The organism is Thiomonas sp. FB-6 (genome assembly GCF_000377645.1).
Classification (GTDB): domain Bacteria; phylum Pseudomonadota; class Gammaproteobacteria; order Burkholderiales; family Burkholderiaceae_C; genus Thiomonas_A.
In genome coordinates this window covers 24669-44787 of the sequence record NZ_KB898489.1, presented here as the reverse complement: position 1 = coordinate 44787, position 20119 = coordinate 24669, and the positions used below count along the sequence as shown (strand labels likewise).

14 protein-coding genes and 2 pseudogenes are annotated in these 20119 nt (G+C 67.0%); 8 read left to right on the top strand and 8 right to left on the bottom strand.

What is annotated here, in order from left to right:
* Positions 1 to 102: 102 nt before the first annotated feature.
* From D466_RS0113715 to D466_RS21830, 5 genes and pseudogenes are all read right to left on the bottom strand, one after another.
* Positions 103 to 873, bottom strand: coding sequence for a metallophosphoesterase (locus D466_RS0113715; RefSeq protein ID WP_018914283.1), 771 nt, complete (start codon positions 871 to 873; stop codon positions 103 to 105).
* An 85-nt stretch (positions 874 to 958) separates the two neighbouring features.
* Positions 959 to 1729: a metallophosphoesterase gene (locus D466_RS0113710; RefSeq protein WP_018914282.1), complete on the bottom strand. Its 771-nt coding sequence runs from the start codon at positions 1727 to 1729 to the stop codon at positions 959 to 961.
* A 109-nt stretch (positions 1730 to 1838) separates the two neighbouring features.
* Positions 1839 to 3020 (bottom strand): AAA family ATPase, encoded by a 1182-nt coding sequence (locus tag D466_RS22905; protein WP_018914281.1) that lies wholly within the window; start codon positions 3018 to 3020, stop codon positions 1839 to 1841.
* Between the two features lie 14 nt (positions 3021 to 3034).
* Positions 3035 to 3451, bottom strand: coding sequence for a hypothetical protein (locus D466_RS0113700; RefSeq protein ID WP_018914280.1), 417 nt, complete (start codon positions 3449 to 3451; stop codon positions 3035 to 3037).
* 777 nt (positions 3452 to 4228) lie between these two features.
* Positions 4229 to 4846 (bottom strand): annotated as a pseudogene (locus D466_RS21830) (glutathione S-transferase family protein).
* A gap of 222 nt (positions 4847 to 5068) precedes the next feature.
* Between D466_RS21830 and D466_RS24045 the strand changes: the two are divergent.
* Together D466_RS24045 and D466_RS0113685 are read left to right on the top strand one after the other, a co-directional pair.
* A complete protein-coding gene (locus D466_RS24045; protein WP_156004314.1) occupies positions 5069 to 5413 on the top strand; it encodes a hypothetical protein in 345 nt (114 codons plus the stop codon).
* Positions 5414 to 5698: 285 nt separating this feature from the next.
* The gene (locus D466_RS0113685; protein WP_018914278.1) at positions 5699 to 6325 is read left to right on the top strand and encodes a UPF0149 family protein; all 627 of its coding nucleotides are present in this window, start codon (positions 5699 to 5701) and stop codon (positions 6323 to 6325) included.
* Positions 6326 to 6627: 302 nt separating this feature from the next.
* On the opposite strand, the gene D466_RS0113675 is transcribed toward D466_RS0113685, so the two are convergent.
* Positions 6628 to 7302 (bottom strand): Crp/Fnr family transcriptional regulator, encoded by a 675-nt coding sequence (locus tag D466_RS0113675; protein ID WP_018914277.1) that lies wholly within the window; start codon positions 7300 to 7302, stop codon positions 6628 to 6630.
* A gap of 239 nt (positions 7303 to 7541) precedes the next feature.
* Between D466_RS0113675 and D466_RS0113670 the strand changes: the two genes are divergently transcribed.
* From D466_RS0113670 to D466_RS0113645, 6 genes are all read left to right on the top strand, one after another.
* Complete coding sequence (locus D466_RS0113670) at positions 7542 to 8672, top strand: IS110 family transposase (RefSeq protein ID WP_018914276.1); 1131 nt, start codon at positions 7542 to 7544, stop codon at positions 8670 to 8672.
* Positions 8673 to 8846: 174 nt separating this feature from the next.
* Positions 8847 to 9548, top strand: a complete 702-nt coding sequence (locus D466_RS0113665; protein ID WP_018914275.1) for a response regulator transcription factor — start codon at positions 8847 to 8849, stop codon at positions 9546 to 9548.
* Positions 9532 to 10827, top strand: a complete 1296-nt coding sequence (locus tag D466_RS0113660) for a HAMP domain-containing sensor histidine kinase (protein ID WP_018914274.1) — start codon at positions 9532 to 9534, stop codon at positions 10825 to 10827. Before D466_RS0113665 ends, D466_RS0113660 begins: the two co-directional genes overlap by 17 nt.
* Before the next feature lie 49 nt (positions 10828 to 10876).
* Positions 10877 to 12229 (top strand): TolC family protein, encoded by a 1353-nt coding sequence (locus D466_RS0113655; protein WP_018914273.1) that lies wholly within the window; start codon positions 10877 to 10879, stop codon positions 12227 to 12229.
* Entirely contained in the window at positions 12229 to 13233 is a 1005-nt protein-coding gene (locus D466_RS0113650; RefSeq protein ID WP_018914272.1) for a hypothetical protein, read from the top strand. The genes D466_RS0113655 and D466_RS0113650 overlap by 1 nt, the downstream gene beginning before the upstream one ends.
* Before the next feature lie 12 nt (positions 13234 to 13245).
* Positions 13246 to 16332 carry an efflux RND transporter permease subunit gene (locus D466_RS0113645; protein WP_038166317.1) on the top strand — a complete coding sequence of 1029 codons (3087 nt, stop codon included), beginning with the start codon at positions 13246 to 13248 and terminating at the stop codon, positions 16330 to 16332.
* Positions 16333 to 17053: 721 nt separating this feature from the next.
* On the opposite strand, the gene D466_RS0113640 is transcribed toward D466_RS0113645, so the two are convergent.
* Both D466_RS0113640 and D466_RS0113630 read right to left on the bottom strand, forming a co-directional pair.
* On the bottom strand, positions 17054 to 17767 hold the full coding sequence (locus tag D466_RS0113640) for an anaerobic ribonucleoside-triphosphate reductase activating protein (protein WP_026285264.1): 714 nt from the start codon (positions 17765 to 17767) through the stop codon (positions 17054 to 17056).
* Positions 17767 to 20010: pseudogene (locus tag D466_RS0113630) on the bottom strand (ribonucleoside triphosphate reductase). Before D466_RS0113630 ends, D466_RS0113640 begins: the two are co-directional and overlap by 1 nt.
* Between the last annotated feature and the right edge of the window lie 109 nt (positions 20011 to 20119).

The window sequence follows — 20119 nt, the reverse complement described above, 5'->3', positions numbered from 1 at the left end:
CGGGCGACCAGTTCGGGCGCAAGAGGGCGATGAGGACGAGATTGGCAGCCGGTGAATGCAAAGCGTTGCACGCAGATGGCTTGATGCATGGGATCCCCAGCCTCACGGAATCGCAAGGACCTTGGAAGGTTCGAATCCCGTGTCATCCCCCATGCTGTAGCCCAGTGGATTGCAGACCAGGCGCACGCCGTGGACGACCTGGTCGACCGCGACATGCGTGTGTCCGTACAGCCACGCAACCACGGGCGGGCGCACAAGGTGCTCCCAGTCGTTCGCGTAGGCAGCGTCCAGGGGATGGCGCTGCCCGATGAACTCGAGGCTGGGCCCATACGCGTAGTCCAGCAGCGGGGCGTGGTGCGTGATGACCACCGTCTTGTCTGCGAACGGCTCCGCCAGCTTCCCCTCCAGCCAGATCCGAAAGGCGCCGTTCTCCTGCAGAACGTCCTCCGTCGTCAGGTGCCGGAAGTTGCTTCCCGCGCGGATGCGCCGATAGTCGGTCATCGATTGCGTGGCGATGGACCGGGCGAGTCCTTGGTTTCCCGTCGACGAGAAATCCGTCCAGCAGGTGCCCCCGAGGAAGCGCACCCCGTCGATCACGACTTCGTCGCGTTCGAGGAAGCGCACGCGCTCGCAACTGGCCGCGCGCATCTTCTGGGTCGTGCGCTGCAGGTGGCCCCCGTAGTACTCGTGGTTGCCCGCCACGACCAGGACGCGGCCGGGGAAGGTGCTGCGCGCCCACTCCAGCACGCGCGGGCCCTTGTCGATGTCGCCGGCGAGCACCGTCACGTCGGCGTCGAGCACCTCGGGCTTGAAGGCTGCGCGCCGGCTGGGACTGAGTTCCAGATGCAGGTCCGAGAGAAGGTGGATACGCATGAGAGGTCCTCTTGAACAGGATGAGGGGGCGAACGAAGGCGGAGGGTTGGCAGCGGGGCCTTGTGCGGATCCGCTGCGCAGCACGTCACACTTCGAGCGTGAGGATCTTGTCGGCGGCGTAGCCCGTGCGCTCGAAGGGATAGCCCACGGGGTTGCAGACGACGCGCGTGCCCTTGCAGATCCGATCCATGGCCTCATGGGTGTGGCCATGCACCCAGAGGGCCACCGTCGGGCCCATGAGGTCCTCCCAGTCGTTGACATACGCCGCGAGCCAATGATGGGCCGAGCCATTACGGCGTAGGCGGCTCTTGGGAGGTGGAGGCAGCGGTGCGTGGTGGGTGATGACGCAGGTCGGACCCGCAAAGGGCTCCGCCAGCCTGGCGCGCAGCCATGCCTTCGTATGCTGGTTGATGGTCTCCACGTCGTCGACGTGTAGCCACCTCGGGTAAATAGGCGCACCCGCGCGGATGCGCCCGAAGTCGTTCATCTGCTCCAGCGCCTGGGCCCGGGCAGCGACCCGGTCGCCCGTGCTGGTGAAATCCGTCCAGGCGGTTGCGCCCAGGAAGCGCACGCCCCCGAGGACGACTTCATCGCCTTCCAGGAAGCGCACGCGCTCGCAACTGGCCGCGCGCATCGTCGAGAGCGTCGAGTCGATGTGGCCGCCATAGAACTCATGGTTGCCTGGGACGTACAGGACCGGTCCCGGGAAGACACGTCGCGCCCACTCCAGGCCGCGCGCTCCCGTATGGATGTCGCCGGCCAGGATCGTGACGTCGGCGTCCAGCACGCTGGGCTCGAAAGCGTAGCCGGGGATCTCGATGTCGAGGTGGATGTCGGAGAGAAGGTGGATTCGCATGGTCAGATGGCCTTCGCAAGAACATGGGGGAAACGGGCGTCAGCTCGCAGCTCGCCTTCGCCGAAGTTGGTAGCGCGCCGCGATGGCGGCCACCGTTGGTCTCCTCGGTTCATGGCGCACTCCCGCGTTGCGCGAGAAAGCCCATCGATCGCGCCACGGGTGGCCGTGGAATGTCGTCTTCCCTGACGACGCGCTCCCCGCGGGCCAGCGCCGCCCCGAAGGCCTCCTCGATCGCCTGACGCTGCGCCCGGGGTGCAAGCCCGGCCATGCGGCCAAGGGCAGCCCCGTCCACAGCGATGCGCAGCCGCAGCTCGCGCAATGCCTGCGCGACGATGGCCCGGGCCACCCGCAGCCCCTGCTCGGCGTCCGGTGCGCCGATGCGGTGGATCGCGAAGCGCGAGCGCAGCGGAGCGTCGAGCGCCGACTCCTCGTTGGCGGTGGCCACCCACACGATGTGGCTGGCGTCGAGCGGAAGCTCGATGCACCGGTCCGCAAATCGCTTGGCGGTTAGCGGCTCGAGCAGCGTATGCAGCGGCGACAGCGGGTGATAGGACGAGTTCTCTCGAACCTTGTCCACTTCATCCAGAAGGATGATCGGATTGGCTGTGCCGCTGTGGATCAAGGCTTCGAAGACCAGGCCCGTGCGGCTGTTGTACCAATGGGAGTCGCTGCCGGCCAGCGCGGACGTGGTCTGGACCGCATCCATCGCCAGGCGGTGCACGCTGACACCCAGCGCCGTGGCCAGCTGCTCCGCGAAATGGCTCTTGCCTACGCCCGGCGGGCCGACCAGCAGCATGGGCGGCAGCCGCGCGGGCCTCCTTGCCGCACGCGCCAGGCGAATGCGGTTGGTCACCTGGCCGACGACGCTGGCCAGGTGCGGCATCTCCTCTTGCAACGCAAGGACGGCCGACAGCGTGCGCTGGGCGAACCCGACCAGGCGCCAGCGGCCCCCGCGGATGGCCGCCTCGAGCATGCGTTGGTCACGCTCCTTCTGCTCGCGATCGGACATTTCCGCGGTGCGCCGCAGGCAACGCTCGAGATCGTCCATCGTGAAGAGCTCGAGCGTGGGGCCCCGGGGGGGCCTCTGCTGGCGCGCGAGGCCCAGCATTTCCTGGACCCATGCGCGGCTGCGCACCGCCGGTGACGTGTACGCGGGCCGGAGCTCCGGCATCTCTTCCGGTTCCTCGGCCCGCGCAGCCGCCTTGGCTTGGAGCAGCACCTGCTCGGGCACGACCAGGCCGGAATCGGCTCGGGCGAATCCGGGGGGAAGGCGTCGAATGTCAGTCGGCATGACGGTCTCCCGGGTCAGGGACTGCGGGGATCGCGCGGTGGTAGGCAGCGATCGCAGCGCGTGGTCATCCAGCCGGCAAAGCTGCGCAGCTCGGACGGCGCTCCGCAGGCGTCGCACAGCAACGACGAGCGCTTCTCGGCCGCTTGCACGAGGCGCATGACCTGACGGTGCAAGGCGACGTCCGCCTCGGACAGCTCGTCCGACCCTGGACTGGGGTGCAGCTGCGTGTACACGCGCAAGCTGCCGAACTTCTCCTTGATCTGGCGGATCTCCAGGCGCATCGCCTGCCCGTCATCGAGCAGGGCCTCGATGGCGTCGAAGAGTTCCTCGACCAGTGGTGCCCAGCCTTCGGGCAGCCAGGAGGCAATGGCGGGAAACTCCCCGCGAAAGATGCGTGGATGGCGTTGGATCAGATCGTCGAGGGCGGCCATCGTGGACTCCTGGTGGTGTGATCGCGGAGCCCGGTGCCGAAAAGCACGAAGCCCCGCGGATTGGCGGGGCTTCGTGGGTGGGAGAGATTCGGCTGTCAGTTCATCGCCATCTCGCGCACACACGCGCCCCGCCGTCCGTAGATACGGACGGTGCGGTTCCAGGTCCCGCTTTTGGGGCGCATGGTGAGCTTTTGCAGGGGAGGCATGGCGGTGCGGGTGTTCAAAGCGAGGGGCATCGGTCAGACCATTATGACCAGCTCGGCGGCGCTGAGCAAGGGTCTGTAGCGAAGCGATCGATGCGGCGCAAGTGCTTGATCAGAAAACACTATTTCGCGGTTGATAGCATCCGCGAAACACGTGCGCGCCCCTCTTCCTCGCAAGCTTCACCGGCCGTCTCCCTGGGGGCTTGGCTCGCGCTGTCCGCGGACCCAGCATCGGCGCGCCTTCCAGCGTCCTGCGTGTCGACGCGCCGAGCGCGGGAGTGTGTGATCCTGCGGTCGAATTGCCTTGACCGTTCGACATCGCTGCGTGGTTCTGCGCAGGAAAATTGCGCACTGGCGATGGCGTTCTTCGAGGTGTCCTGAGGTGTAGCGTTCATCCAACATCACCTGTTGGCGGTGCTTCGGTCAGGCCGCTGCGTGTCCATGCCCCTCCCCTGGAAAATCTCACCATGCTGCTGGGCCGGGCGCGATCCGTCCCTTCGGTGATGGATCCCACTGGGCGCGGCATGGATGAGCATGCCTGCGGCGCCATGGCGAGCCACTTGCCGCTTACGGGTCAACTGGGTGCGCTCGGGATACGCATTCGCGAGGGCGCGGCCGCGCGGCGATACATGCGCTCCAAATACGCCAGCAGGTTCGGGCTGTGCTCGAGGAGCGCGTTCGCGTGGGCCCAGTCGAGAGTCCAGGCTAACACGAAATCGGCGACCGAGACGGTCGGGCCGGCGACGAACGGGCGTTCACGCATGTGGGATTCCAGAACGCGAGCCATGGCTGCAAAGTCCTCGCGGGCAAGATCGACCTCGGCCGCAAGCCGTCGTTCGACTGCGTACAGCTTCGTGTGTCGGCGCATGCGCCACAGCGGCTGCTCGAGTTCGGTGATGGTGAAGGAAAGCCAGCGATAGACCTGCGCTCTCTGCGCACGATCGGTCGGCAGAAACCTCCGCTGCTCGTCCTTCTCCGCCAGGTACAGCACGATGGCCATCGTCTCGGTCAGAACCAGCTCTCCGTCAACGAGTACCGGCACCTTTCCCGCCGGATTAACGCTGAGGAACCCGGCGCCCTTGTGCTCGCCGGCCATGAGGTCTACAGGCACCGCGTCGAACTACACGCCAAGTTCCTCGAGGAGCCACCGCACGCGCGTGGATCTGCTGGGGGTGAACTCGTAGAGCGTCATGGGCGGTGTTTCCTCGGTTGTCCTGGAGAGGTCGGGCGGGGCCTTCCACTGCCCATCGGCACGATCTGAGGGCTGGGTGAGCAGGATAGCTTCCGAGTATGACGAGGCCTCTGTCCCCGGGTCGACAACTGGCGTGAGATGTCGCAAACTTTCCGAAAGCGTGACACACGCCGATTGAACGATCCACGTTCAATCGACACAGCAGTCCGGTGGAGAGGATCAGTGGGGGGTACACCGTCGCAAGGCTCGAAGATCGAGGCGCGCGATCTGCAGGCGGATCGCAGCGATGAGTGCGCTGTGGACTGTTCGGTTTACATCAACAAGCACGATCCGACCCCGCTCAATGCGAAAGTTCGGGTGTCCGGCAATGGCACCTTCTGGCTCACAACGACGAAGCCGGTACCGAACGACGGCGACGTGGTCCACGTCACCTTCGGCAGGGTCAGCAAGTCCTACCGTGTCTCGAACATGAGAAGCGGCCGGCGGTCGCGTGACCGGGAGGATCTCCGAGTTGGCGAGCTGACCGAGATTGTGGACCCCGATGGGACACCGCCGTTGTCTGGATGAGACTCCGGATGGCGTCCGAGAGGAGGCCTAGGTGCGGCGGTTCGCAAGCGCAAATGCCCTCCGCTCACCTATGTCGCCGGCGAGTAGGTGGTGGTGACGCCGAGGAGCGCATGGTGAGCTTCTTGAAGAAAGCCTCCTCGACATGAAGTTTCATCGAGGCTGGTTTCATCCACCCACCCGTGGGCGAAGCAGGCGTCCAGCGCCAAGCGGCTCAATTCAGACGAAACCGGACTCGTGCCACAATCTCAAAAACCATGCTCACTGCCGCATCAGTACTTTTGCGCCATGACGACCGCCAGCGGCCCCGCCGCCGACCTTGAACGCCTCGCCGAGCTCCTCATGAGCGACGCATCTCCAGAGAATGCGCTGGACATCTCAGCTCTCGACGGCTTCATTGCGGCAGCGCTCGCCGGCCCCGATCGCCCCCACCTGAGTGACGTATTGCCATACATGTTGGATCAAGACGGCACAAATCGAGAGATCAGATTCGAAAGTGAAGGTGAAGCTGAGGAACTTGTCTCCTTGATCGCTCAGCATTGGCATGACACGGAGCAGACGTTGGCCAGCAACCCGCAGGACTACGCGCCGCTCCTGTATGTCCAAGAGCCCAACGTGGGGGATGCCGCGCCGGGAGATGAACATAGCGGGATCTCGATCATTGACGATTGGTGCTACGGCTTCATCTTTGGCTTGCAGCAGCAGACGGATGTCTTCGAGCGGCTTCCCAATGACCTGAAGGATCTGCTCGGACCCGTATTTCTCTTCGGGACGGAGGAAGGCGCGGAGGAACTCAAGCGGATGCACCTCACCCATGAGGAGCATGAGCGCATTGCAGACGGCCTGGCGGGGATCGTCGTGGCTCTTTACCAGCACTTCCACGGGTTCAACGGAGGCGCGGTGGAAGGCGGTTGAGTAGAGTCGAGCGGTTCAGGAACGTCGAGGCGGCGTGCCAACTTTGGACTTATATACATGCCGGAGTATTGCATTCGAGTCGAGTACGGCGGCCACACGATCCACGTGCGTGTGCGATCGACCCAACAAGGCATGTAGACATGGTCTTACCCGATCGACACCATCGACTACCGGGAATCGGGTGACCGCCCGCGGAGTAGCTACGACGAGATGCCGGCTGCTGCAATGGATGAAGGCAGGCGGCGCATCGATGCCTTCGAGGTGGCGCTCCAGCGTGTCGAGAATGGCCAGTTCGGTCCGGACTAACGCTTCGCGCGCGTTGGTCGCTCGACAGCTGCGGTTCGCGCGCGTGCTCCAGCGTCGCGGCCCGACGCCAGGGCTGCCAAGCGATCAAGGTTGAGAATCTGGACGTCTTGGCCGTGGCGCGAGATCAGGCCGCTACGCACCATGGCGCCCCATACTCGGCTGACCATCTCGGGACGAAGACCCAAATGGTTGCCGATGTCTTTCCCCGTCAGCGGCAGGGATAGGGCAAACGGATCCAGGCCTCTGCGCCGGCGGCGCTCCGAGAGATCCAGCAGAAACCACGCCAGACGGCCCGACGCGTGCAGACTGCCCAGCGCGAACAACGTCTGCTGGGCTCGAACCAGCGCAGCGGCCGTGATGCGCATGATGAAGGACCCCAACGCCGGGTGATTCGCCGCCAAGGCCTGCAGCTTCCATGGGTCGACGACGCATATGGCGCTGTTCCGCAATGCGACCCACTCGGCGTCGGGCAGGCCACCGAGTGTGGGCTCCGTGCTCATGAAGTCACCGGCTTCATGGAGTCCGAGCACACGCCGTGCGCCGACGCTCAGGGATGCCTCCGACTTGAAGGCCCCCGAGCGCACGACGAAGAGCTTGCCTGGCACGCGCGTCTGCTTCGACAGCATTTCCCCCTTGAGCACGAACAGGTCCTCGATGAGAATGCCGGCCATTGCATTCTCCACCTCCCCTGGCAGCCCGGAGGGAAGGCACAAGGGGCGGTGAGCGCAAGTCGCGCAGAGTGGTCGAATCGAATCCTGCATGGTGCCCCCGGGGATCCACTTTCTAGTCATCATGGTCGCCAACAGGCAAGTCGGCGGGGGTCGATCTCCTTCCGTTCCGTAGGTTGCACGCAAGCGTGCCGAGCTACATGCTGTGAGCGTGTCATCAGCACCTGTTGAGGAGACCGACCATGGACGAGAGTAGCAAGGTTTACGTGGGGCTGGACGTTCACAAGGAGACGATCGCGATCGCGCGGGCCTTGTCGGGGCGGGAGCCGGCGAGACTGATGGGGGAGATCGCGCACGACGTCGGCCGCCTGGTCAAGAAGCTGCAGCCGCTGGGCGATCCGGTCGATGTGCACATCGTCTACGAGGCCGGCCCGACGGGTTACGGGCTACAGCGCAAGTTGCGGGGGCTGGGTTACGCGTGCGAGATCATCGCGCCGTCGCTGATTCCGCGGCGCGCCGGGGATCGGGTCAAGACCGATCGGCGTGACTGTCTGCGCCTGGCCGAGTTGTCGCGCGCCGGCGAGCTCAAGGCCATCTGGATTCCCGAGCCGGCCGACGAGGCGATTCGGGAGCTGTCCAGGGCGCGCGAGGATGCGGTCACGGCGCGAACGAGGGCGCGGCTTCAGTTGCGAGGATTCCTGCGGCGCCACGACATTCGCTATCCGGGCAAGACGGCGTGGACCAAGACCTTCGGGCGCTGGCTGGCAACCTTGAGCTTCGAGGCGCCGGGCAGCCAGATCGCCTTCACCGAGTATTGTTTGGTCGTACAGGCCTGCGATGCCAGGGTGGAACGATTGAGCTTGGCGCTGCTGCAGGCCATCCAGGGCTGGCGCTTCGAGGGCGTAGTCAAGGCGCTGTGCGCGTTGCGCGGCATCGACGCGGTCAGCGCGATCGGGCTGGTGGCGGAGATCGGCGACATCGCGCGCTTCGACCACCCGCGCAAGCTCATGGGTTACCTGGGCCTGGTGCCTTCCGAGCGCTCCAGCCATGATCGCGTCAACCGCGGGCCGATCACCAAGAGCGGCAACGCGCATGCGCGCAGACTGCTGACCGAGGCGGTGTGGTGCTATCGATTCAAACCCCGGGTGGGCTACCAGGCGCAGCGCAGGCAGGAGGATCTGCCTGAGTCCACGCGTGCCATCGCTTGGAAGGCGCAGCTGCGACTAACCGGGCGCTACGCCAAGCTGCACGCGCGCGGCGTTACGCTGAACAAGGTCTGCGTGCCGGTCGCGCACGAGCTTGCGGGCTTTGTCTGGGCAGTGCCCCGCAACGCCAGCGCCCACCCAATGAGGGCTCCAGGCGCAGCAGTTTGAATCCTGACACCCAGCAGATCGATCCGGCGAAGCGCCGTGGCCTCCGACAGGAACGCGTTTCTGGCCCAGTGGCGCAAGCCTCTTGCCCGCTACCATGTCGAGTCCCGGACCGGCGTCTGGCCGGGCCCGTGGTTCCCGGGCAGGCTGCCTGCCGCAACCCCTCGCCACCGCCCCATGAAGTTGCTCGTCGTCGAAGACAATCACGCATTGGTGGCCAATTTGTTCGCCTACTTCGAGGCGCGCGGCCACGTGCTGGACGCCGCGCCCGACGGCGTCACCGGCCTGCGCCTGGCAGCCGACAACCGCTACGATGCGGTCGTCCTGGACTGGATGCTTCCGCGCATGGACGGCGTGAGCTTGTTGCAGGCGCTGCGCCATAGCGTGGGCAAGGACGTTCCCGTGCTGATGCTCACGGCCAGGGCGGAAACCGCCGACAAGGTCGAGGCGCTGCACGGCGGTGCCGATGACTATCTGGTCAAGCCCTTCGACCTGGCCGAGCTCGAGGCACGGCTGCTCGCCCAGGTCCGCCGCGCCAGCGGTCGCGTGGCCGACACCCGGCTGCAGGTCTGCGACCTGGTGCTGGACCTGCGCAAGGCTGAGGTCACGCGCGCAGACCGACCCATATCCCTGCAGCCGGCAACCCGCCGCCTGCTGGAGGTGCTGATGCGTGCGTCGCCTGCGCTCGTGCCACGGGATCGGCTGGAGGACGCGCTCTGGGGTGACGACCCGCCGGATCGTGACTTGCTGCGCTCGCAAATGCACCTGCTGCGCCGGGCGATCGACGCGCCTTTCGCATGCAAGCTGCTGCACACGGTTGCGCGTGTCGGCTATCGGCTGGCCGCGATGCAGGGCTCCGACGATGGTGAAGACGAATAGCCTGCGCGCCCGCATCACCATCGGGCTGCTGCTGTACGCAGCGGTGCTGAGCGCGGCCGTGATCGCCGTGGGCGGCTTCCTGAACAACCGCCATGAGCGACTGGTGTGGATGAGCCTGCTCGGCGACGTGATGGTGCGCGATTTGCGCGCCGCCCACCTTCCGGCCGGCGATGTGAACCCTCCCAAGGTGCGTCTGATCGACCTCGATTCCCTGGCTGCGCGAAGTCTGCCGGCCGAGGTTCGCCGCCTCGGACCGGGGCTGTACGACGACATCGACCCGGAGGATCTGCCCTATGCGGTGCTGGTGCGCGACGTGCAAGGCCATCGCATGGCCGCGCTGATCGACATCTCCGCGCAGCGAGCGCAGGAGCGTCGTCTGGCCTACCTGCTCGACGCTATCGTCGCGATCGGTCTGGGGCTGCTGATGGTTGCCACGTGGTGGCTCGCCGGCCGGCTGCTGCGCCCTGTATCTCGTCTGGTCGACTCGGTCCATGCACTCGACCCGTCGCAGCGTGATGCGCGTCTGACTCCCGGGTACCAGTTGCAAGAGATCCAGGCGCTGGAGACGGCCGTCAACGGCTTTCTGCAGCGCCTCGACGGCTTCGTGCTGCGGGAGCGTGAATTCATCGACACCGCGAGCCACGAGCTGCGCACTCCCATCTCGGTGATCGCGGGAGCGGCGCAGGTGCTGGAGTCAGAGACGCTAAGGGGTGACGGGCGGCGGGCGCTGCAGCGCATCCGCCTCACCACCGAGGCGATGCGGGATACCCTGGCTGCCCTGCTGCAGCTTGCCAAGGAGTCTTCGAATGCTGTTGCGGTGGCGCCCCTTGCGCTGCATGAGTGGTTGCCGGGCCTGATCGCCGACTACCGTCCGCTGCTGGAAGGCCGGCCGCTGAGCTTGGATCTGGGGGAGATCGAGCCGGCCTCGGTGCACGTGGCTCCCGCCATCGCCGCGATGATCTTCGGCAACCTGCTGCGCAACGCCATCGAGCACACCCCGGCCGGGTGTCTGGAGCTCGGGCTGCGCGAAGGTGTGTTCCGCATCGACAGCCGTGGCGAGGCGCTGGACGCGGCCGCGGTCGCGCGTTTGTACCGCTCGCTGGCCCTGGCGGATGCCGGCCGCGCCCGCGGCGCCGGAATCGGGCTGTACCTGGTGCGGCAGTTGTGCGAGCGCCTGGGCTGGAGTCTGGCCTACGTGTACGGCGAAGCGGGTGAACTGCAGGTACGCCTGGATCTGCACCCGCGCGGGAACCAGCCGGCCGGGCCGACGACAAATTGACGACACAGGGGTCTCTAGCATCAGGGCTTTTCCCGAGGCCCGAGACGCGATGAAGACCCGACTGCCGGCCGCCTTGCTCGTTTGCGCGCTGCTTGGCGGATGCGCGAGCTACATGCCGCGCCCCCTCCATCCCGAGAAGATGGCGCAGGCGTTGACCCGGCGCACGCTATCCGATCCCCGTTTGCTGCGCTTCCTCGCGGCCCAACTGCACCAGGGCGGCCCACCTCGCTGGAACATCGGCACCTTGTCCCTGGTGGCTGTCTACGAACGCCCCGACATGCCGCTGGCCGAGGCTCGGCTGCGTGAAGCCCAAGGAGGCGAGACGACGGCAGCGGCCCTGCCAAACCCGAGCTTGCAACTCGCGCCGACCTATGACACCAGCACCTCCGCTTCGCCGTGGACCGTCGGCCCCGTCGTCACCTTTCTGATCCAGTCCTACGGCGCGCGTCCCGCTCGCATCGCGCAGGCGCGCGCCCAGACCGAGCAGGCACGGCATGTCATCGCCGTCACCGCCTGGCAACTCCGCGCTCAGGTAAGCGCGGCCATGCTCGACCTGTGGTCGGCGCAGCAGGCGGCGAGGCTCGCGGCTCGGCGGGCTGCGCTCGCGGGTCGTTACCGCGACGTGGTCGAACAACGCTACCGGGCCGGCATGGTCTCGGCGGCGGCCTTGACCAATGCGACGCTCGCTTTCAACGAGGCTGAACTGCAGCTTGCTTCGGACCGGCGCGCCAGCCAGCTAGGGCGCACGGCCCTGGCCGCCGCACTGGGCCTTCCGAGTACCGCGCTGAGGGGCATCGCAATCGACATGCGCGGGATCGCCCATCCGCGGCAGCCGGGCCGCCTCGCCCCCCTGGTTCACTCGGCGCTCACCTCGCGCCCCGAGGTACTGGCCGCCCTTGCCCACTACGCGGCCGCGGAGGCGGGGCTGCGCCTGGCGGTCGCGCAGCAGTACCCCGCCATCGACATCGGCCCCGGCTACCACTACGACCAGGGCGATAACAAGTTCATCCTGTCGATCTCCCTGCCGTTGCCCATCCTCAACCAGAACCAGGGTCCGATCGCCCGGGCGCGCGCCGCACGGCGCGTCGCCGCCGATGAGTTTGCCGCGACCCAGACCAGGGTGCTGGCGCAGATCGATCAGGCCCGCACGGACTGGCATGCCAGCGAGTCGGAGCGGATCCGTGCGCGCCAACTGCGCGAGGCGGCTGCGGATGCGCTCGACCGGCAACGCCGTGCCTTCACCGCGGGCCAGATCGGACGCCTTCGGCTGCTCGGCGCAGAACTGGTTGACGTGCAGGCGCAGCAGGGCGCGCTGTCGGCGTCCGTGCACGTGCGCAGGGCGCTCGGGCAGCTCGAGGCGGCGCTCTACCACCCCTTCCTGGTTTTCCACCGGAGTCCATGATGCTCAGGACCTTCTTCAGGTGTGCCGCGCTGGTGGCCGCCGCGATCGCCGGCGCGGGCACTGCTGGCGCGCAGCCACTCGCCACAGTGATACTCGGCTCCAAGGCCATGTTCGCGGGCGAGATCCGTGCCGTCGCGTTGCAGCAGACCCGACGCGCACCGAGCGTGGTCGCGTTTGGCATGGTCCTCGACCCGGGCCCTTTGATCAGCCTTTCGGCGCAGATCGCCGCTGCGCGTGGCAAGCTCGCGTCGACGCAGGCAGTGACCGCGCTGAAGCGTAGCGAGGCCGCGCGTGCGGCCGATTTGTACCGTACCCGGCACAATATCTCGCAAGCGGCCTTCCAGGCGGCGCAGTCCCAACTGCTGGTCGCCCAGGCAGCCCAAGCCAGCGCGCAGGCGCAACTGGGCGAACTGCTGGCCCGCGCCCGCACCGACTGGGGCGCCAAACTTGGGCTGGCAGCAGCTTCGGGCACCGCGCCACTACCCGAACTGGAACGCGGTGCCGAGCAGATCGTCGAGGTGAGCCTGCCCCTGGGCCAATCGCTTCCGCCCGCATCGATCGATCCACGAGCGTCCACGCCCGACGGTAAGCGCGTGGCCCTGCGCCTGGTCGGCCGCGCGCCGCGCGCCGTCGCGGGAGTGGCGGGCCCCAGCCTGTACTACCTCATGGCGACTCAGGACTCTGCGCCGATCGGCACGCCACTAACGGTCGCACTCAGCGGGCATGGGACGGTGGCCGGGGTCCTGATTCCCGCGTCCGCGGTGGTCTGGCACGACGGGCAAGCGCTGGTGTACCGGCAAAGCGCCCCCGGCACCTTCGTACCGGTCGCCGTGCCGACCCTCACACGCGCAGGGGGCGGGTATTTCTTGGCCGAAGGAGGCGATGCGGCACTGCAGCCCGGACAGCGCATCGTGGTCTCCGGCGCGGCGCTCGTGTTCTCGGCGTCACAGTCGCCTCCGGGGGCCACGAAGACCCGGGCGGCAAAGCCTGAAGACGACGATTGAAGGGGAGTGCTGATGCGTGCCATCGTCGAGTTCTGCCTGCGCCTGCGCTGGCTGGTCCTGGTCGCGGCGCTCGGGCTGACGCTCCTGGGCGTGGTCGCGGTGATCCATGCGCCGTATGACGTCTTTCCGGAGTTCGGGCAGCCCTCGGTCACCCTCGTGACCAACGCGGCAGGGCTGGCTCCGCGCCAGATCGAGGCCCTCGTGACCACGCCGGTCGAGGATGCGGTCAATGGCATCCCCGGGCTTGCGCACCTGCGCTCGCAATCCATGGAAGGGCTGTCGGTGGTCACTGCGGTGTTCGGCGGCCGCACGGACGTCTATCGCGACCAGCAGCTCGTGGCGCAACGGGTGGCACCGCTGACCGCCATGCTGCCTGCCGGAGCGACGCCGGTGATCGCGCCGCTACAGTCGTCCACCGGCGTGGCGCTATCCATCGGGCTAAGCTCCTCCAAGCTGTCGCTCATGCAGTTGACACAGATCGCGCGCTGGACCGTACGCCCGGCCCTGCTTGCCGTACCGGGCGTTTCCAAGGTGGTGATCTTCGGTGCGCAGCCCGAACAGCTCCAGGCCCAGTTCGATCCGGACAAGCTCGTCGAGCTGCACATCGGGCTGAACCAACTCACCGCGGCGGCGGCCGAGGCGAGCGGGGTGCTCGGCGCCGGCGTCGTCGACACGCCTAACCAGCAACTGTTCCTGATGAGTCACGGCCAGGCGACGACTCCCGAAGCATTGGGCAACAGTCTGCTGCTGCGTCGCGCCCACCAGAGTCTGACCCTGGGCGCGGTCGCTCGCGTGGTGGCCGCGCCACCACCGGCCATCGGCGGCGCGCTGGTAGGGACCAAACCGGGACTGCTGCTGGTCGTGGGTACGCAATACGGCGCCAATACCCTAGCCGTGACCCACGGGCTCGACCGAGCGCTTGCGACACTGGCACCCGCCTTCAAGCGCGACGCCATCGAGGTCCAGCCCGACGGTCTGCGTCCCGCTTCCTTCATCGACACCGCCCTGCGCGACGTGCGTAACTCGCTGTCCATCGGCGCTGTGCTGATCGTGCTGGTGCTGTACCTCGCGCTGCGCAACTGGCGCACGGCGGTGGTCTCCTTCGCGGCGATCCCGCTGTCGTTGCTGGCTGCTGCCCTGATGCTGGATCACTTGGGATTCAGCCTGAACACCCTGTCGCTCGGGGGCCTGGCGATTGCCCTGGGCGAAGTGGTGGACGACGCCGTGGTGGGGGTGGAGAACATCCATCGGCGCCTGCGCGAGAACCGCGCCCTGGCGCTGCCACGCCCCGTCCACGAGGTCATGCTGCGCGCGACCATGGAAGTGCGCAAGGCGGTAATCTTCGCGACCTTCGCGGTGGTCATCGTGTTCCTGCCCATTCTGCGCCTGACAGGCGTGGCGGGGCGTCTGTTCGGGCCGCTGGCTCTGGCCTACATCTTCGCCATCCTGTCGTCGCTGGCGGTCGCGCTCACGGTCACTCCGGCATTGGCCATGCTGCTGCTCGGCCACCGGCGGCTCGACCCGGCCGATCCCCCGGTGGTGGCCGGCGCCAAGCGCGTCTACGGCCGACTGCTGGCCGCGGTTCATCGGCGCCCCGGCCCCATCTGGGTGCTGGTGATCGTGCTCGTGCTCGGCGGCTTGGCCAGTATGCCGCTGCTGCGCACCAGCTTCTTGCCGCGCTTCAACGAGAACGATCTGATCGTTCACTTCCAGACGGCGCCGGGCACCTCGCTCGCCACGACCATGCGCATCGGCGAGCGGGCAGTCGCGATCATGCAAGGCCTGCCCGACGTGGCTCATGTCGTGATGCACGCCGGCCGCGCGCATCTCTCCAACGGCAACGCACTGACCAACAAGGCTGAGATCGATGTCGGTCTTTCAACCCAGGGCAACGCGGACAGCGCAGCCGCCGAGCGCCACATCCTGGAGGTTGTCCGGGGCGCGCCGGGAGTGCGCTGGTGGGCGAACACCTTCCTCACCGAGCGAATCCACGAAACGCTGTCGGGCGTAGCCGCGCCGGTGGTGGTGACGATCTATGGCCGCCATCTCTCCACGCTGAACGCTGATGCCCGGAGCGTGGCCGACGCTCTACGCCGTGTCCCCGGCGCGGCCGGGGTACGCGTGCAGGCTCCGCCGGGCACTCCGGAGCTCTCGATCGTCCTCGATCGGGACGCGCTGACGCGTTACGGATTCACCTCGGCGCAGGTGCTGAAGGCCATCCAGACCTGCTACCGCGGCAGTACGGTTGGGCGTGTCTACACGGCCGGGGCGTCGGTGCCGATCGTGGTGGTCCTTCCACCCGCCCTGCGCTCGGATCCGACAGCGATCGCCAAAGTGCCACTGGTCAACCGCGACGGTACCGTGGTGCTGCTGGGCGCGTTGGCGACCATCCGTGAGCGCTCCGGCCAGTCGCTCATCCTGCACCGCGGCGCGCAGCGAGTGCAACTCGTCACCGCCAACGTCAGCGGCAGTGCGGGACGGTTCGTGACGCGGGCACGTCGCAGGCTTGCGCACCTGCCCCTGGCGTCGGGCGACTACCTGCGCATCGGCGGAACAGCCGCGGCGTCGGGACAGGCCAGGCTGCAATTGGCGCTGGACTTCGCGCTGGCGCTGGCGGCGATTCTCGGCCTCTTGGTCATCGCGCTGCGCGACGGCCGCACGGTAGCGCTTCTGGCGGTCAACCTGCCTTTCGCGCTGGTGGGCGGCGTCGCGGCCATCTGGATCGCAGGTCTGCCGGTCTCGCTGGGCGCAGCGGTCGGTTTCGTGACCGTGTTCGGGATCACGCTGCGCAACGCGATCATGCTGTTGTCGCACTACCGCTCGCTGGTCACCGAGGACGGTCTGCCCTGGTCCTGGGAAACAGCACGGCTCGGGGCCACGAATCGGCTGACGCCGATCCTGATGACCGCTTCGGTCACGGCGCTGGGCCTGCTGCCGCTGGTCATCGGCGCGCATCTTCCTGGGCAGGAAATCGAAGGACCGATGGCCATCGTGATCCTCGGCGGCTTGTTCAGCTCAACCGCGCTGACCCTTCTAGTGCTGCCCACTCTGGCGTTGCGCTTCGCGCGGTTCCCGCAGGAGGTGGAGCGGACACAGTGACCACGCGGAACGCATCGCTGACGTCCTGAGAGGTCCGCGGCAGTACGTGCAGCCGTGCCTGCCGGGCGAGGCGAGCGGGGAACCCGGCCCGGCATCTGCGCCCGAGGCGCCACACTCCAGCTGATACGTGGCGGGGCACTCCACGCAGATCTGCAGCATTCGCCCGAGCAGTTGCGGCAGCTTGCGCACACCGCCTGTGGCGGTGGCGTTTTGCGCAGTGAGCACGAACTCACCGGCGTGCATGTGCAATTGCGCGCCCAGCGCGCGCATGCCGTGGGTATTCGACCATCGCCTGATAGAGCTTGGCGATGACCTACAGGTGCATGCGCATGGTGGCTAGCACTACCTCCGGATACTTGCTTGGTGGTGCGCCTCGAACGCATCGATGCGCTGCTTGCCCTCGTCAATCGCTGCGTTCAACATGACGTCGTAGCTGCTTTGGGGACGATCCGCGCAATCCTCGTAGCCAATACCGTCGATAGCGTAGGACCATGTCCACTGGCCTTGCTTCGTTGACCGTACGCGCACGGAGATTGTGTGACCTCTGTACTTACGCTGTATGACGGACGTTGACATGGTTCGGTATCCGATCCGAGAGACGGCAGCTTGCACGCATGGAATGTAACCGGGCTCGCGAGTGATTGGGGCATGTTATCGACACCTTTTCGGCTCGCGAGTCGAGTGTGGGCCATCGGGTGAGGGCGGGGAGGCGATCGGGGCGTCAGTCGGCTCGAAGCGTGAAGTGGGCGAACATGGTCCGCAGGCGCGCGACGGTGGAGCGTGCCGGGTAGTTCAACGCCCGTGGGGCCGTCGTACCGGTCGCACGGGCCAGTTGCAGCGCGTATCGCTGGATTCCCAGGCTCGCCACGCTGCCGGCCAGGCGCAGCAAGGCGGCGTCGTCAAGGAGGGAAGAATGCGCTGTCGTGCGAACTTCATGCGCGATGCCGGCCTCGCGCACCGCGCGCAGGCTTTCGCGCACTGCATCGATACCGCCAGCCACACCGGTGATGCGCTCATGCAGCGCATCGTCGTCCAGCGGCGCCTTGACGTCCAGGCCCACCCAGTCCGTGCGCGACAGCACGGCACGAAGGCGGCGCGGATACATGCCGGCGCTGTGCAGCCCCGTGGCGAAGCCTAGTTCGCGCACCTCGTCCATGGCCGGCCCCAGGGCCGCGTCGAGGGTCGGCTCGCCGCCGCTGAACACCACCGCGTCGAGCAGGCCGCGGCGGCCCCGCAGCCAGGTCTTGAGCGCGGGCCAGGCCGGCCCCGCCGGCGCGTCGCGTGCCTGCAGGTGCTGGTTGTGGCAGTAGGCGCAGCGCCAGGGGCAGCCCAGCAGGTACACCACGGCGCTGAGCTTGCCGGGGTAATCGATGCTCGTGAAGGGTGTCAGGCCGCCGATGCGCGGCCCGGCATGCGCCGTGGCCGTGGCGGGCATCAGGCGCGGCAAGGGTTTTGCTCGAAGCAGGTGCGCTGCTCGAATTCGCCGCGCTTGCCGATGTTGAACGAGGCCACCGGGCGGTGGTAGCCCATCACGCGGGTCCACACCTCGCAGCGCTGGCGCTCCTCGTCGCGCAGGCTGAGGGCAGGGGCGGCGACGGCTTCGGTGGATGCGGTTTCAGGCATGGTGGTCATCTCCAGGTCGGGTTGTGGCGGGCAATGGACTCAGGCCGCCTGGCGCTGCTTGCGCGCCAGGATCTCGGCATCGCACTTCGGACAGAACTCGTGGTGTCCGTCGAGGTAGCCGTGGCTGGGGCAGATCGAGAAGGTCGGGGTGACGGTGATGTAGGGCAGGCGAAAGCGGGTCAGCGCTCGCCGCACCAGATCGCGGCAGGCCTCGGCGCCGGACAGGCGTTCGCGCATGTACAGGTGCAGCACGGTGCCGCCGGTGTACTTGCGCTGCAGCTCGTCCTGGCGCTCCAGCGCCTCGAAGGGATCGTCGGTGAAGTCCACCGGCAATTGCGAGGAATTGGTGTAGTAGGGGTTGCGCGCCGTGCCCGCCTGCAGGATGCCGGGGTAGCGCTTGCGGTCTTCCTTGGCGAAGCGGTAGGTCGTGCCTTCGGCCGGCGTGGCCTCCAGGTTGTACAGATGCCCGGTCTCTTCCTGGAAGGCGACCATGCGCGCGCGCACGTGATCCAGCAGCCGGGCCGCCAGCGCGTGACCGGAGTCGGTGGTGATGCCGTGCGCGTCCCGCGTGAAGTTGCGGATCATCTCGTGGATGCCATTCACGCCCAGGGTGGAAAAGTGGTTGCGCAGGGTGCCCAGATAGCGCCGGGTGTAGGGGAACAGTCCCTGGTCGATCAGGCGCTGGATCACCTTGCGTTTGATCTCCAGGCTCTGGCGCCCGAGTTCCAGCAGCTCATCCAGGCGCGCGAACAGGCCGGCTTCGTCGCCCGCGTGCACATGTCCCAGGCGCGCGCAATTGATCGTGACGACCCCGAGCGAACCGGTCTGTTCCGCCGAGCCGAACAGGCCGTTGCCGCGCTTGAGCAACTCGCGCAGGTCGAGCTGCAGGCGGCAGCACATGGAGCGGATCTGGTGGGGCCTGAGTTCCGAGTTGATGAAGTTCTGGAAGTACGGCAGGCCGTAGCGCGCCGTCATCTCGAACAGCGCCCGCGCATTGGGGCTGTCCCAGTCGAAATCGGAGGTGATGTTGTAGGTGGGGATCGGAAAGGTGAACACCCGGCCGCGGGCGTCGCCGGCGCTCATCACGTCGATGTAGGCGCGGTTGATCAGGTCCATCTCGGCCTGCAATTCGCCGTAGTGGAAGGGCATCTCGCGCCCGCCGATGCACGGAACCTGCTCGCGCAGGTCCTCGGGGCAGACCCAGTCGAAGGTCAGGTTGGTGAAGGGTGTCTGCGTGCCCCAGCGCGAGGGCACGTTGAGGTTGTAGATCAGCTCCTGCACGCACTGGCGCACCTGCGCGTAGTCCAGGCCGTCCTTGCGCACGTAGGGTGCGAGGTAGGTATCGAAGGAGCTGAAGGCCTGCGCCCCGGCCCACTCGTTCTGCATGGTGCCGAGAAAGTTGACGATCTGTCCGACGGCGCTGCTCAGGTGCTCCGGAGGTCCCGATTCCACCTTGCCAGGAACGCCGTTGAGCCCTTCCTGCAGCAAGGTGCGCAGGGACCATCCGGCGCAGTAGCCGCTGAGCATGTCCAGATCGTGGATGTGGATGTCGGCGGCGCGGTGGGCCTGGCCGATCTCGGGCGGGTAGACGTGATCCAGCCAGTAATTGGCCACCACCTTGCCGGAGACGTTGAGGATCAGTCCGCCCAGCGAATAGCCCTGGTTGGCATTGGCGTTGACCCGCCAATCCGTCTGCTGCAGGTACTCGTTCATCGAGGCCTCGACGTCGACCAGACTGCGTCGCGCGTCGCGCAGCTTGCGGTGCTGCTCGCGGTAGACGATGTAGGCACGCAGCGTCGCGCGGTGGCCGGCATCGAACAGCGTGGCCTCCACGGCGTCCTGGATCTGTTCGATATGCGGTGTCGGCGCTCCGAGCGCGGCCAGGCGCGGCAGCACGCCGGCGCGGGTCAACTGCAGCGCCCGCGCGGCATCGAACTCGCCGGCGGCCTGGCCCGCGCGCGCCAGCGCACTGGCGATCTTGTGCGCATCGAAGGAGCGCAGGCTGCCGTCGCGCTTGATCACATGGAGGGTCGGGGTCGTCGCATCGGAGAACATCAGGGCTCCCATTCCACTAGATCTAGTGGCTCATGGCAATCATAGACACTAGCGCTAGTGTTGCAAACTCCTCAATCCTCAGGCTCGCGCATGACTTTTGCTCTGCATC

Coding starts and splice junctions, on each gene's coding strand:
- D466_RS0113715 (WP_018914283.1), bottom strand. CDS start 873: ATGCGTATCCACCTTCTCTCGGACCTGCATCTGGAACTCAGTCCCAGC.
- D466_RS0113710 (WP_018914282.1), bottom strand. CDS start 1,729: ATGCGAATCCACCTTCTCTCCGACATCCACCTCGACATCGAGATCCCC.
- D466_RS22905 (WP_018914281.1), bottom strand. CDS start 3,020: ATGCCGACTGACATTCGACGCCTTCCCCCCGGATTCGCCCGAGCCGAT.
- D466_RS0113700 (WP_018914280.1), bottom strand. CDS start 3,451: ATGGCCGCCCTCGACGATCTGATCCAACGCCATCCACGCATCTTTCGC.
- D466_RS0113685 (WP_018914278.1), top strand. CDS start 5,699: ATGACGACCGCCAGCGGCCCCGCCGCCGACCTTGAACGCCTCGCCGAG.
- D466_RS0113675 (WP_018914277.1), bottom strand. CDS start 7,302: ATGGCCGGCATTCTCATCGAGGACCTGTTCGTGCTCAAGGGGGAAATG.
- D466_RS0113670 (WP_018914276.1), top strand. CDS start 7,542: ATGGACGAGAGTAGCAAGGTTTACGTGGGGCTGGACGTTCACAAGGAG.
- D466_RS0113665 (WP_018914275.1), top strand. CDS start 8,847: ATGAAGTTGCTCGTCGTCGAAGACAATCACGCATTGGTGGCCAATTTG.
- D466_RS0113660 (WP_018914274.1), top strand. CDS start 9,532: ATGGTGAAGACGAATAGCCTGCGCGCCCGCATCACCATCGGGCTGCTG.
- D466_RS0113655 (WP_018914273.1), top strand. CDS start 10,877: ATGAAGACCCGACTGCCGGCCGCCTTGCTCGTTTGCGCGCTGCTTGGC.
- D466_RS0113650 (WP_018914272.1), top strand. CDS start 12,229: ATGCTCAGGACCTTCTTCAGGTGTGCCGCGCTGGTGGCCGCCGCGATC.
- D466_RS0113645 (WP_038166317.1), top strand. CDS start 13,246: ATGCGTGCCATCGTCGAGTTCTGCCTGCGCCTGCGCTGGCTGGTCCTG.
- D466_RS0113640 (WP_026285264.1), bottom strand. CDS start 17,767: ATGCCCGCCACGGCCACGGCGCATGCCGGGCCGCGCATCGGCGGCCTG.